Genomic DNA, 12046 nt, shown 5'->3' on the forward strand with positions numbered 1-12046 from the left:
GGCACGGGGTGGCGGCAGGGCTCTGGGAGGACCTCGTGACCGCTTCGTCACCCGCCGACGACACACCTCCGGCCCGGTACGACGACCTGCGGGCCCTGGTGATCAACTGCACCCTCAAGCGGTCTCCGGAGACGAGCAACACCCAGGGACTGATCGACCGGAGCACCGCCATCCTGGACGCCCAGGGGGTGGGTGTCGATGTCGTACGGGCGGTCGACCACGACATCGCCACCGGGGTGTGGCCCGACATGAGGGAACACGGCTGGGAGACCGACGCCTGGCCGGATCTGTACCGCCAGGTCATGGCGGCCGACATCCTCGTGCTGGCCGGCCCGATCTGGCTGGGCGACAACAGCTCCGTCATGAAGCAGGTGATCGAACGCCTCTACGCCTGCTCCAGTCTGCTCAACGAAGCGGGCCAGTACGCCTATTACGGCCGAGTCGGCGGCTGCCTCATCACCGGGAACGAGGACGGCGTCAAACACTGCGCCATGAACGTCCTCTACAGCCTGCAGCACCTGGGGTACACCATCCCTCCCCAGGCGGACGCCGGATGGATCGGCGAGGCAGGGCCCGGCCCCTCCTACCTGGACCCGGGCTCGGGCGGACCGCAGAACGACTTCACCAACCGCAACACCACGTTCATGACCTGGAACCTGCTCCACCTGGCGCGGGCCCTGAAGGACCTGGGCGGCATCCCCGCCTACGGCAACCAGCGCACCGCCTGGGACGCCGGCTGCCGCCACGACTACGAGAACCCCGAGCACCGGTAAAGGAACGACGGTCCGCGATCAGCCGAACAGCCGGGAACCGAGCGGGTGTCGCCGGTCGAAGCCGGGGAGGATCAGGAAGGTCGCGCCGGCGGTTGTGGTGGTGAAGGGCAGCAGCGCGTCGGAGGCGTCCATGTGGGTGAGGGTGGCGGTGAAGGTCCGCAGGTCGTTCTGGAAGCTGATGAAGAGCAGACCGGGTGCGGGCTCGTCGGTGCTGTAGGAGCGGCGGAGCATGAGCCCGACCCCGACCACGGTGGCGTGCGCTCTGCGCACGTGGGCGTCCGCGGGGACGAGGTAGCGCCCGTCCGGTGTCTTGGCTCCGAGCGCCGGACCCGAGGCGGCGGTGCCACCGGAGAGGGGGACGCCGCTCGTGCGGCGCCGTCCGAAGACCGCCTCCTGCTCGGCCACGGACAGGGCGGCGAACCGCGGCAGGTCGAGTTCCATGCGCCGCACCACGGCAAGGGTGCCGCCGGCGACCGCCGGGGGCCCGTCCAGCCACAGGTCGCGTCGCTGTTCGGCGGCCGTGTGCGGGCCCACGATGCCGTCGAGGAAACCGAGCGGGTTGCGGGGCGCGGTGAGGCCGTTCCCGACGGACACGTGCGCACCGCGGTGTGCGGACTGGCGCCAGCGTTCGCGGATGCGGTCACCGGCCTGGTCCAGGAGCGCGGCGGCGACGACCGGCAGGAGCAGCGCGTCGCTGGCGCAGATCTGCAGCAGCAGGTCACCGCCACGTGCTCGCGGGGCGATCCGCTCGCGGGAGAACCGCGGGAGGTCGGCCGCGCCGGGCAGCGAGGCACCGGCCGTGCGCACCAGCCGGGGGCCCACGCCGACGGTCACGGTGAGGTCGCCCGGCGGCAGACCCAGCAGCCGCCTGTCGGTCCCCGCGGTGAGCGTGCTGATGGCCTGGCCGAGGTCGGCCAGCAACGGGCCGGGCGCCACGGCGGCACCCAGGTCCGCCACCACGGCGAGCAGGTGGGGCTGGGCCGGCTGGGGGAGGGTGATGCCCGCCTGGTGACGGCCCGTCGCCGGAACCGGCACCGGCGTGGCCCCGCGCGCAGGGGCGTGCCGGCCCGGCCGGGCGGAGTCCGAGGTGCACCCGGCGGTCAGACCGGCGGCCATCAAGGCGCCGGTGACCTCGAGGAACGTGCGGCGCGACGGGCGGCGATCGGCTCGGTGCATGGTGCGCAGAGTGCCACACGCGGAGCGTGCGTGCGGGTCAACCCCGCGATTCCGGCGTGGAATTGGGGGCGTCGTGCCAGACTGGGATCATGCCTCGATCAGCTCTTCGCGCGGTGGCGGCGGTAGTGGGCACGCTGGCACTGGTGGCAGGCTGCGGCGGCGATGGCGGATCGGGCGGAGGCCGGCGTCCGGCCGGCGCGCATGTGACGATCCGCGTACCTGCCGACGCCCCGACGATCTCGGACGCGGTGTCCTTGGCCCACCCCGGTGACCTGGTGCTGGTCGCGCCGGGCGTGTACCACGAGTCGGTGAGGATCGACACGGCGCGCGTCACTCTGCGCGGCGCGTCCCGGGACAAGGTCGTCATCGACGGGCGGCTGCGGCAGCCGAACGGCGTCGTCGTCTCGGCGCCCGGGGTGGCCGTGGAGAACCTGACCGTGGAGAACAACACGCAGAACGGGGTCCTGGTCACCGGTTCGGCGAAGGCGGCCGCCGGCCTGCCGGGGGGAAGCGGCGGCTACGACACCGGCGACGAGCCCGTCACCTTCCTGAAGTCGTTCCTGGTCTCCCACGTGACCGCGAGCCGCAACGGCTTGTACGGCATCTACGTGTTCTCCGCCCGGAACGGTGTCGTCGAGCACTCGTACGCCTCGGGCGGCGCCGACTCGGGGATCTATGTCGGCCAGTGCAAGCCCTGCACCATCGTGGTGCGGGACAACGTCGCCGAACTCAACGCGGTCGGTTACGAAGGCACCAACGCCAGCGAGGACATGTACATGGTCGGCAACCGCCTGGTCGGCAACCGGGTCGGACTCACCACCAACTCCGACCACCAGGAGAAGCTGCTCCCGCAGAAGGGCTCCGTCATCGCGGGCAACCTGATCGCCGCCAACCAGCAGACGGCCACCCCGGAGCAGGCCGACGGCGGGTGGGGCATCGGCGTCGGCATCGACGGCGGCAGCGACAACCGGTTCATCCGCAACCGCATCGCCGGCAACCGCAACGCCGGGCTGGTGATCACCGCGACCGCCGACATCCCCCCGGCCGGCAACCAGATCGTGGAGAACACGTTCACCGGCAACGGCGTCGACGTCGGCTGGACGTTCCCCGCCGCCACGCGGGGACGGGGCAACTGCCTGCGGGGCAACGCGCTGCGCGTCACCGTGCCCGCCCGGCTCGCGACGTCTGCGGCCTGCCCGGTTCCGTCCGGCTCGTCCTCGCCGGCCGGCACATGGGCGGCGCCGACGGCACCCGGCGGCATCCCGTTCACCGAGGTCGCGGCGCCCGCTCCGCAACCGCAGTTCCCCCACGCCACCACCGCGGGCGCCACCGCTGTCCCGCCCGTCCCGGCCCTGCCGAAGACAGAAGGAATCCGGCTGCCGCCGGCGTCCCTGCTCGCCGCGAACGCGCGGGTGCGGACGTCCTGAACAGCGGCTACTGGGCCGGGGTGGTCCCGGGTACCGGCTCGACCGGAACGTACGGGCGGGTGTCGAAACCGATGACCACCGGCTCGGGCTGGGAACCCACGCTGACGCGGACCCGGTACATGGTGCCGTCGGAGCCGATCCAGTAGCGCACGTTGCCCGCCGTACCGGAGCGGCCAGGGGCGGACGGCCCGGTCATGACATCCACCCGGCGCCCGTCCACCTGCTCCCGGCCCCGCCAGGCGGCGCCGTTCTGCTGCAGCAGCTGGGCGTTGTCCGGCCGGTCGCCGCCGAGACCGAGCGCGATGGACAGGGAGGTGTCCAGCGCACTGCCGGACGACAGCAGCGGACGGTCGTACCAGCCCGAAGAGGGCGGCGAGGCGGGTGCGTGCGCCGGGGCGTCCCTCATCGGGCGGACGCGCACCGAGGTCGGCGTCCACTGGATCAGCCCGTCGCTGGACGTGTCGCGCCCGGTGCCGTGCACCACGCCGTAACCGACCTTGCGCCGGTAGTCGACGGACCCGGTGACGGCCAGCCCGCCGGCGGCGCCCGGCACGGTGATCGTCACCGCGCGGCCCCGCGCCTGGTAGTTGCGGAATCGCGTGATCGCCAGCCGGTTCGCCTCGTCCGTCGTCAGCGGGCGTGGACCGTCGGCACCGGAGCCGCGGCCGGCGACCAGGAACGCGGCCACCGCGACGGCCGCGATGCCGAGGACGACCACGATGCCGGTGACGGCCCGGCGCGACCGCGGCCATCGGCGCCGGCCGGCCGGACGGCCCGGCGGGGCTTGCCCGGTTCTCACGCTCCGCACGCGGTTCGACGCTGACACGCTCCGCTCCATCCTTTCGATCACCTCACCGTCCGGCCGTCGCGGGCCCGCGACGGCACTCGGCGTCCCGGTGGCAGACGACGCCGAGGCCGGCCCTCGCGGACCGGCCGAGATGTGATCCGCCCGCCCGCGCCGTCCCGGTCGCGGACGGGCAGATCACCGTTGCGCGGTTCGCTCAGTGGTGGCGGACGCGACGATTCCGGGCCACGAACGCGATGACCACGCCCGCACCCACCAGCAGACCGACGACGCCGATCATCTCCGCCAGCCCGGCCGTACCGGTGTTCGCCAGCGAACCCCCGCCTCCACCGGCCGGGGCCGGGTGGTTGGCAGGCGGCGCGGGTGACGGCGGCGTGGACGCCGGAGGATGCGTCGGAGCCGGGGTCGGGGTCGGGGTGGGTGACGGTGTCGGTGACGGGGCCGGTGTCTTCTTCGGAATGTACACACCGGCATCGATCGTGTGATCGACCCCGCCCGGCTTGTCCGGCGCCGTGACAGGCGCGTAGCCGTTGCACAGCGCTCCGCCGGCCGGCGGGGTCACGTTGGAGTCGTGCACACGGTCGGTACCGGCCCGCGGGAGCGTGAACCTCAGCCTGCGCGCCGGGGGTTGCCCGGGCACCTGGCTGGTGTCCGCGGTGCAGACGTCGAACTGCACCGTGTACTTCGCGCCCGGCGTCAGCTCGTACGCGGCGCCGACACCCCCGAAGTAGTACTCGCCGGCGGCGTTGGTCCTCGTCGTGGCGACCTGTTTGCCGTCCGCGTCCAGCAGGTTGATCGTGGCCCCCGGCAGCAGCACGTGCCCCGGGTCCTGGATCCCGTTGTGGTCGCCGTCGAACCACACGACGTTGCCGATCTGGATCGGCGCGTTCGCCGCCGCGTACGCGATGTCACCGAGCCCGCCGGCCTTGCCGAACCCGCCTTGTTCCCGGCTGACGAACTGGAACCCGTTGGCCTTCGGGTTGTTGCCCGGGCCCTGACCCGTCGTGATGTCGTGGTACCCGGTCCCGGAGGTCGCGACGTCGACGACCGGGTCGAACTCCGTGCTGACGACCCACTGCTGCTGCGGGATGTAGGCCACCGACCCCAGCGCGGTCTCCTGGTGCGCGTTGGCGTAGAAGTCGCCCGGGAAGTATTCGACGACATCGGCGGGCTGGCCGCCGTTGTTGGCGGGGGTGGCGTGGTTCGGGCAGCCGCCGGTGCCTTCCCACTGGTATTCACCGGTGGAAGTGGCGCAGACCATGGTGATGTCACCGCCGGACATGCCGTTCTCCGCCGTGTCGTTCCCCGGGCGGGGGTCCAGCCCGCCCCAACTGAGCACGTCCATGAACCGGTCGCGGAAACCCAGGATCATCGAGCCGTCGCGGGCGAAGGCGAGGGAGGCCAGCTCCGGCTGCGGATCGATGAAGACGTTGCCCGCCTTCCGGTCGTCCCACGTGTCCAGGCCGGTGTTCCACGGGTTCCAGTGGGTGTTCTTGTCGCCGGAGCCGAAGACGGTGCCGCGTGCGTCCGTGAGCGGGTGGCTCAGCACTGTGGTGAACCGCCTGCCGTCGTACGCGGAGACGAAGGCTTTCAGGTCCGCGCGCCGCTGCGTGCTCTCCCCGCTGCACACGCCGCCGACGTACAGCCTGTTGTCGTGGGCCTGGAGACCGAACGGCCGCCAGTCGCCGGGGCTCGCGCACCCCGGGTCCGGGATCGGGACCGTCGACCTGGGCGCCGCGGCGGTGGCCCCTGTCGCGTCGAAACTCACCAGGCTGCGGGTCCGCAGGTTCACCGCGTACAGCGTGGAACCGTCCTCCGACAGGGCCAGGCCGCCGATGCTCTCCTTGCCCGGTGCGTCGGTGAACCCGGCATCCTTGATCAGGTTGCCGGTGTCGTGCGGCGTCACCGCGGCGTCCGGCACCCGCGCGAACAACTGCGGCGTGCCCGAGCCGTCGACCGGCACCGTGTAGATCGCGCCCCCGCCCTGCGGCCCGTACGGGGCGTACCGGCGGGCGAACGCGCTCTGGAACAGCCGGGTCCGGTACGTGTCGTACGCCAGCCCGAACGTCGTGCCCACCTGGGCTTGCGTGGCCAGCGTGGTCGGGCACGCCACATCGGTGGGGCACGTGCCGCGGGCCTTCGTCCCGAACGCCACCAACGCCCGGGTGTCGGTCCCGTTGGCGCCGTTGTGGACCGGCACGAAGTACCGCGAGTCCGGCAGCGCGTAGTCGGCCGGGTTCCACACCCCCGTCACCACGGAGGCGTTCTTCCCGTCCGACACGTCCACGAACGACGTGAAGCTGTCGAAGTGGTTCTCCGCCGTCGAGGCGGGGGCCGCCCGCAGGTAGCCGTTGTACGGCGCCGGAACGCTGACGTCGACGCGGTACCGCCCCCCGCTCAGCACGGCCGACGGCGACACCACGACCTTGCCGGTGGCGTCCGTGACGCCGCTGACCATGTGCCCGGCGGGGTCGGAGACCTTCACCTTCATGCCCCGCTGCGGCACGTCCATCGTCGCGTCGACCACGCCGGTGCCGAAGAAGTCGCGCAGCACCTCGACCGTCAGCGTGCCGTCGGTGGTCGAAGCGGCGGCCGGGCCGGCCGCCGCTCCCACGGCGCCGCCCGCCAGCAGGAGAACGGACAACGCGATGCGCGCCGGCGGCGCAACGAGCCTCCGGGCTAACCAGCCCGAGTCTCTGTCGAGTCGATTCATGGCATCACACTCCACACTTCTCTTGTCGTGGAAACGAAGCACCCCGGAAGAAAAAAAAATGGGGTCCACTGCTGCCGCGTGGACCGCTTTGCGGTGATCGTATGAGGTTATTGTGGGTGAGGTGTAAGCGTCGCAGGCCGGGAAAAACGAACGCGCGTTCACGGTCTCGGGAAGGACCGCTCCGGGTTGCGTGTTTCCGCAGCTCAATCACGGTGCCTCCGCCCCCACCCCGACCTCGCCGACCGCCATCGCGAGCAGCGCGCGATATTTTATCCCCTGGGTCTCGCCGCCACCAGAAGAACCCTTCGTACCCATCGGGATCCGCCATGGTCTCCGAGCATTCGGAGAATGGTGACCGGAAGAATGTGCGAAATATGCGACAGGAAAGAGGTGGCCGAATCCGGTCCCGTCGGCTCCGTGCCGTCCGCAGGCGCGTCTCCGCAAGGCCCTAGAAGACGCTGTGCGCCGGTTCCCAGACCGAGCAGTCGTGGGCGAACAGGACGCGGCGTGGGTCGAATTCGGTGAGCCGTTCCAGCCAGTGCCGGTAGGCGGGGAGCGGCTGCCGAAGTCCGTCGAGCGTGGCCTGGCGGGCGAGGTGGTCCGATGCGAACTGGGAGGCGGAGTCGTGGGCTTGGCCGGCGAGGACCACGGTGCCGTCGCTCTGCCGGACGACGAGGGACTGATGACCCCGGGTGTGCCCCGGAGTGGGGATGATCCAGATCCCTGGCCGGACCTCCGCCTCGCCGGCGAGTTCCTCGTAGGTCGCGCCGGGGAAGTCGACCAGCTCTTCGAAGGTGTGACCGCCGCGGCGGGCCGTGGCCAGCTCCACGTCCTGGACCAGGATGGGCGTGCCGGCCAGGAGGGGATTGCCGCCGCAGTGGTCGAAGTGCAGGTGGCAGTTGACGACGAGGGAGATGTCACCGAGGCCGGCTCCCGCCTCCGACAGGGCCTCCTGCAGCGCGCGGCGACGGGGGCGGTAGTGCGCTTCGGTCTCGGGGTCCGCGTCGCCGATGCCGGTGTCGAAAAGGATCAGGCCCTGATCGTGTTCCACCAGGTAGGCGAGCACGGGTTCCACCCGTGGTCGCGGGCCCCCGGCCTCCGCGGCGGGGCGGACGAAGTAACCCAGGTCGAGTCGGCGCACCGCGCTGTTCTTCCCCATGCGGCCATCCTGGCAGGCGGCCCCGGGCCGGCCGGACGCCTCCGCCGACAGCGGAATCCTCCCGACGCCGGTCAGCTCTCGGCACCGGTCGCATCCCTCCGCCCGGGGCGGTCCGAGGCGGGCATAGGGTGGTCGGGTGGCGGGAGGCGATGTGGTCGACGACAGGGTGCCGGGCGGGTTGCTGGAGGGGCTGCTGCCCAAGGGCGTCGCCGTGGCCGAGCTGTTCGGCTCCGTCGAGGGGGTCGAGCTGTTCCCCCAGGAAGCCGAGGCCGTCGCCGACGCGGTGGAGAAACGGCGGCGGGAGTTCGCCACGGTCCGGCTGTGCGCGCGCCGGGCGCTGGCACGGCTCGGTGTGGCGCCCCGGCCGCTCGCGCCCAGCGGGAGCGGACCGGGGTGGGCCCGCCGGGCACCGCGCTGGCCGGACGGAGTCGTCGGCAGCATGACCCACTGCGCGGGCTACCACGCGGCCGCCGTCGCGCCCGTCGCCTCCGTCGCGGCCCTCGGCGTGGACGGAGAGCCCAACGAACCGGTTCCCGAGGGCGTGCGCGAGCTGATCACGCTGCCCGAGGAGCGGCCCGTACTCGACCGGCTCGGCGCCGCCCGGCCGGGTGTGCACTGGGACCGTCTGCTGTTCAGCGCGAAGGAGAGCGTCTACAAGGCGTGGTTCCCGCTGACCGGGCGCTGGCTGGACTTCGACCAGTGCGCCATCACGCCCGACCCGGAGCGCGGCACCTTCACCGCGGTCCTGAAGGTGCCCGGCCCGGTGGTGGGCGGGGTGCGCCTGGACCGCCTCGACGGACGGTGGCGGGTCCGGCACGGACTGGTCGTGACCGCCGTGCTGGTCCCCGCGCCTACCAGTGAGCGGGCCGGCTGAGCACCGGGGGCAGTACGGTGGCCGCGTCGCCCCTGGCCGCGTTCAGCTGCGCCTGGGTGAGGAACAGCGCGCCGGTGAGGTCCGCGCCGCTCAGGTCGGCGTCCCGCAGGTCGGCCCCGATCAGGTCGGCGTCGCGCAGATCGGCCGCGCTGAGGTCGGCCGCCACGAGGAGGGCGCCGCGCAGACTCGCCCCCCTGAGGTCGGCGCCGGACAGCTTCGCGCCCATCAGGTCGGCTCCGCGGTGGTTCTTCTTACGGCCCGGCACCTGGGCCCGGGTCAGCTCGCTGGCCTTCAGCAGCAGTGTGTTGACCTCGCCACGCAGCGCGTTGACGTCCAGCTCGGTGATCGACTCGGCGCTGCCGCGGGTCAGCCCGTCGATGTGGGCCTGCGCCTTCCGCAGCTCCTTGTGGACGGGGCGGGCCGGTGCGAGGCCGAGGGCCTCGGTGACGTACCAGAGCAGCTCGTGCAGCTGCCGCATGACGGGGAAGACCTGGAACATCGAGCGCGCGGTCTTCGGCGCCCGGCGCCAGTCGGTGCCGCCGAAGGTGACCTGGGACACCTTCTGCCCGGCGCCGAAGCAGTCGAACACGGTGCAGCCCGGGTAGCCCTTGTCGCGCAGCTGCGCGTGGATGCCGCAGCGGAAGTCCTGCTGGAGGTTCGAGCACGGCTGGCCGGCGGGTTTGTCGACGGCGAAGTCGGCCGAGCGGGAGAAGGGCAGGGCCACGCAGCACAGGCCGAAGCAGCTGGCGCAGTCGGCCTGCAGATCCTTGCGGTCCGCCGCGGCCTCGCCGTTGCGGGGTGCCGTGCGGTCCTGGACGGTGTCGCGGCCCCGGGGCGCCCTCCGGTCGTCCCGGGGCGGCCTGCGGTCCTGGTTCTTCGAGTCGGGCCGCTGCTTGCGGGCGGACCGGTCGTTCGCGGCCTGCCGGCTCGTACGGTCCTGACCCGCGGCGCCCCGCTTCCCGCCCTGGCCTGCGGCGCCCCGCTTCCCGCCCTGACCCGCGGTGCCGGGCTCTCCGCCCTGACCCGTGGCGCCGCGCTTGCGGTCCTGCCCCGCCGTGCCGCGCTGCCGGTCCTGCCCTGCGGTGCCGCGCTCCCGGCCCTGGCCCGCGGTGCCGCGCTCCCGGCCCTTGCCCGGGTTGCCGCCGTCGCGGCCCTGGGGCGCGGACGGTCGCCTGCGCTCGCCCGCCTCCTGGGACGACGGGCGGCCCTGCCCGTCGGCGGACGGCCGCCGGCGTCCCCCGGCGGAGGAGGGCTGCTTGCGGACCTCACCCGCGGAGGGGCGCTTGCGCCCCCCGGAGGAAGAGGGGGCTCCGTGCTGTGGCGACACCGTGCGTGCTCCTGTTGGGCGACGAGCACCGCATACCGCGGCGCTCCGAGAACGGCTTCCCATTCTCGCAGACGGCGCGCGGTGCCTGGCCGAGTGGCCGCCGGGGCCGGGGCCGGGGCCGGGTCCGGGGCGGCGCCCGGAGCGTCCGGGTTCGGTGACCGCGCCGTGTCCGGACGGCCGCGGGCCCGTCAGCGGGCCCCGATGGGAGCCCCGAGCGGTCGGTCCACGTAGACCGGCCCCTCGGACCGCGGCGCTCAGTCCACGAAGACCGGTGGCTGCCGGTCGGCCCACGGCACCGCCTGTTCCAGCTGGGAGGCCACCTGGAGCAGCAGATCCTCTCGGCCGTGGGCGGCGACGAGCTGTACGCCGACGGGCAGGCCCTCCCGGCTCTGTCCCAGCGGCAGGCTGATCGCGGGATGGCCGGAGACGTTGAAGGCGGCCGAGAAGGGCCCGTGGTCGAAGATGCGGCGCAGCCAGGAGCGCGCGCTCTGGCCGGGGGCGTCGTAGGCCAGCGTGCCGTGCGGTGCCGGGAGGGCGGCCAGGGTCGGGGTGACCAGCAGGTCGTGGTCGAGGAAGAAGCGCCCGACGGACCGGGTCACGCGGTCCTGGGCCGCCATCGCCGCCAGCACGTCGAGCGCGGTGAACGCCTCGGTCTCGGCGAGCACCGCACGCGACACGGCCTCCAGCGAGGCGGGGTCCGGCCGGCGGGGCGCGCCCCTGAGGACGGCCCCACCCGTGGAGACGACGCTGAGCATGGCCGCCTCCACGATGTCGTCGGCGTCGAGGCCGGGTCCGGCCTCGGTCACCGCATGCCCGATCCACTCCAGCACCTTGCCGGCGTTCACCGCGACCGCGGCGACCTGGGGATCGACGGGGGTGCCGGACCACGGCGCGGTGGCGAGGGCCACCCGCAGCCGGCCGGGGTCCGTGCGCAGCGCCTCGGCGAAGGGACGGGCGGGGGCCGGCGCCTGGTACTTGTCGCCGACGGGCGGTGCCGACACCGCGTCCAGCAGATGGGCCGTGTCCCGCACGGACCGGGTGAGAGCGAACTCCACGAGCTGTCCGAACGCGGCCTCGCCGGTGAGCGGGCCGCACGGGGTGCGCCCGCGGCTCGGCTTGAGGCCCACCAGCCCGCAGCAGGAGGCGGGCACGCGGATCGACCCGCCGGCGTCGTTGGCGTGGGCGACCGGCACGGCACCGGAGGCGACGAGCGCGGCCGCCCCGCCGCTGGACCCGCCGACGCCCCGGCCCGGGTCCCACGGGTTGCGTGTCACGCCGTAGCGCACGGACTCGGTCGCGAAGCTCAGACCGAACTCGGGCGCGGTGCTCTGGCCCAGTGCCACCAGGCCGGCCGCGCGGAAACGGGCCATCAGGTCGTGGTCCACGGCGGCCACGGCCCCCTGGATGCTGCGGCTGCCCAGGGTGAACGGAACTCCCTGCGCGAACGGACCGCTGTCCTTGATCACGAAGGGGACCCCGGCGAACGGGCCGTCGGGATCGTGGACGAGGGCCGGTTCGAACAACGGGCGGGTGAGGGCGCCGAGTTCGGCGCCGACCTGGGACAGGGCGCGCCGCGCGGCGTCCTCGACCTCGGCCGCGGTGACCTCCCGGGCCCGGATCAGATCGCGCAGGCCGACCGCGTCCAGGGCGGCGTATTCATGCAGTTCCAGCGGTCCCACTCCTCGACTCCGTGACCGGTGTCAGCCTGACACACGGTGCCGCGGGGGCAGGGGCCGGGTGCCCGTTGCGGGCCGGCGCGCCCGGCGTCCCGCACGAGCCGGTGCCGGTGTCC

Annotated in this window: 9 protein-coding genes; 3 read left to right on the forward strand and 6 right to left on the reverse strand. The window is 73.2% G+C overall.

The window, feature by feature from the left end; translation table 11 throughout:
* Positions 1–35: 35 nt before the first annotated feature.
* Positions 36–773 carry a flavodoxin family protein gene (locus tag IEZ20_RS07855; protein ID WP_189296224.1) on the forward strand — a complete coding sequence of 246 codons (738 nt, stop codon included), beginning with the start codon at positions 36–38 and terminating at the stop codon, positions 771–773.
* A gap of 18 nt (positions 774–791) precedes the next feature.
* On the opposite strand, the gene IEZ20_RS07860 is transcribed toward IEZ20_RS07855, so the two are convergent.
* Complete coding sequence (locus IEZ20_RS07860) at positions 792–1949, reverse strand: Dyp-type peroxidase (RefSeq protein WP_189295812.1); 1158 nt, start codon at positions 1947–1949, stop codon at positions 792–794.
* Between the two features lie 89 nt (positions 1950–2038).
* Between IEZ20_RS07860 and IEZ20_RS07865 the strand changes: the two genes are divergently transcribed.
* Positions 2039–3376 (forward strand): right-handed parallel beta-helix repeat-containing protein, encoded by a 1338-nt coding sequence (locus tag IEZ20_RS07865; RefSeq protein ID WP_189295814.1) that lies wholly within the window; start codon positions 2039–2041, stop codon positions 3374–3376.
* Positions 3377–3383: 7 nt separating this feature from the next.
* On the opposite strand, the gene IEZ20_RS07870 is transcribed toward IEZ20_RS07865, so the two are convergent.
* From IEZ20_RS07870 to IEZ20_RS07880, 3 genes are all read right to left on the reverse strand, one after another.
* A complete protein-coding gene (locus IEZ20_RS07870) occupies positions 3384–4064 on the reverse strand; it encodes a hypothetical protein (protein ID WP_189296226.1) in 681 nt (226 codons plus the stop codon).
* A 313-nt stretch (positions 4065–4377) separates the two neighbouring features.
* Entirely contained in the window at positions 4378–6795 is a 2418-nt protein-coding gene (locus IEZ20_RS07875) for an SdrD B-like domain-containing protein (protein WP_229895981.1), read from the reverse strand.
* Positions 6796–7342: 547 nt separating this feature from the next.
* Positions 7343–8053 carry an N-acyl homoserine lactonase family protein gene (locus tag IEZ20_RS07880; protein WP_189295818.1) on the reverse strand — a complete coding sequence of 237 codons (711 nt, stop codon included), beginning with the start codon at positions 8051–8053 and terminating at the stop codon, positions 7343–7345.
* A 178-nt stretch (positions 8054–8231) separates the two neighbouring features.
* Here IEZ20_RS07880 and IEZ20_RS07885 point away from each other — a divergent pair, with 178 nt between their 5' ends.
* The gene (locus tag IEZ20_RS07885; RefSeq protein ID WP_189296230.1) at positions 8232–8927 is read left to right on the forward strand and encodes a 4'-phosphopantetheinyl transferase family protein; all 696 of its coding nucleotides are present in this window, start codon (positions 8232–8234) and stop codon (positions 8925–8927) included.
* Here the strand turns inward: IEZ20_RS07885 and IEZ20_RS07890 are convergent.
* Both IEZ20_RS07890 and IEZ20_RS07895 read right to left on the reverse strand, forming a co-directional pair.
* Positions 8905–9690: a pentapeptide repeat-containing protein gene (locus IEZ20_RS07890; RefSeq protein ID WP_189296228.1), complete on the reverse strand. Its 786-nt coding sequence runs from the start codon at positions 9688–9690 to the stop codon at positions 8905–8907. The genes IEZ20_RS07885 and IEZ20_RS07890 overlap by 23 nt on opposite strands.
* A gap of 818 nt (positions 9691–10508) precedes the next feature.
* Positions 10509–11933 carry an amidase gene (locus tag IEZ20_RS07895; protein WP_229895942.1) on the reverse strand — a complete coding sequence of 475 codons (1425 nt, stop codon included), beginning with the start codon at positions 11931–11933 and terminating at the stop codon, positions 10509–10511.
* Positions 11934–12046 lie beyond the last annotated feature (113 nt).

It is taken from the genome of Streptomyces cinerochromogenes (genome assembly GCF_014648635.1).
Classification (GTDB): domain Bacteria; phylum Actinomycetota; class Actinomycetes; order Streptomycetales; family Streptomycetaceae; genus Streptomyces; species Streptomyces cinerochromogenes.

Coding starts and splice junctions, on each gene's coding strand:
- IEZ20_RS07860 (WP_189295812.1), bottom strand. CDS start 1,949: ATGCACCGAGCCGATCGCCGCCCGTCGCGCCGCACGTTCCTCGAGGTC.
- IEZ20_RS07865 (WP_189295814.1), top strand. CDS start 2,039: ATGCCTCGATCAGCTCTTCGCGCGGTGGCGGCGGTAGTGGGCACGCTG.
- IEZ20_RS07880 (WP_189295818.1), bottom strand. CDS start 8,053: ATGGGGAAGAACAGCGCGGTGCGCCGACTCGACCTGGGTTACTTCGTC.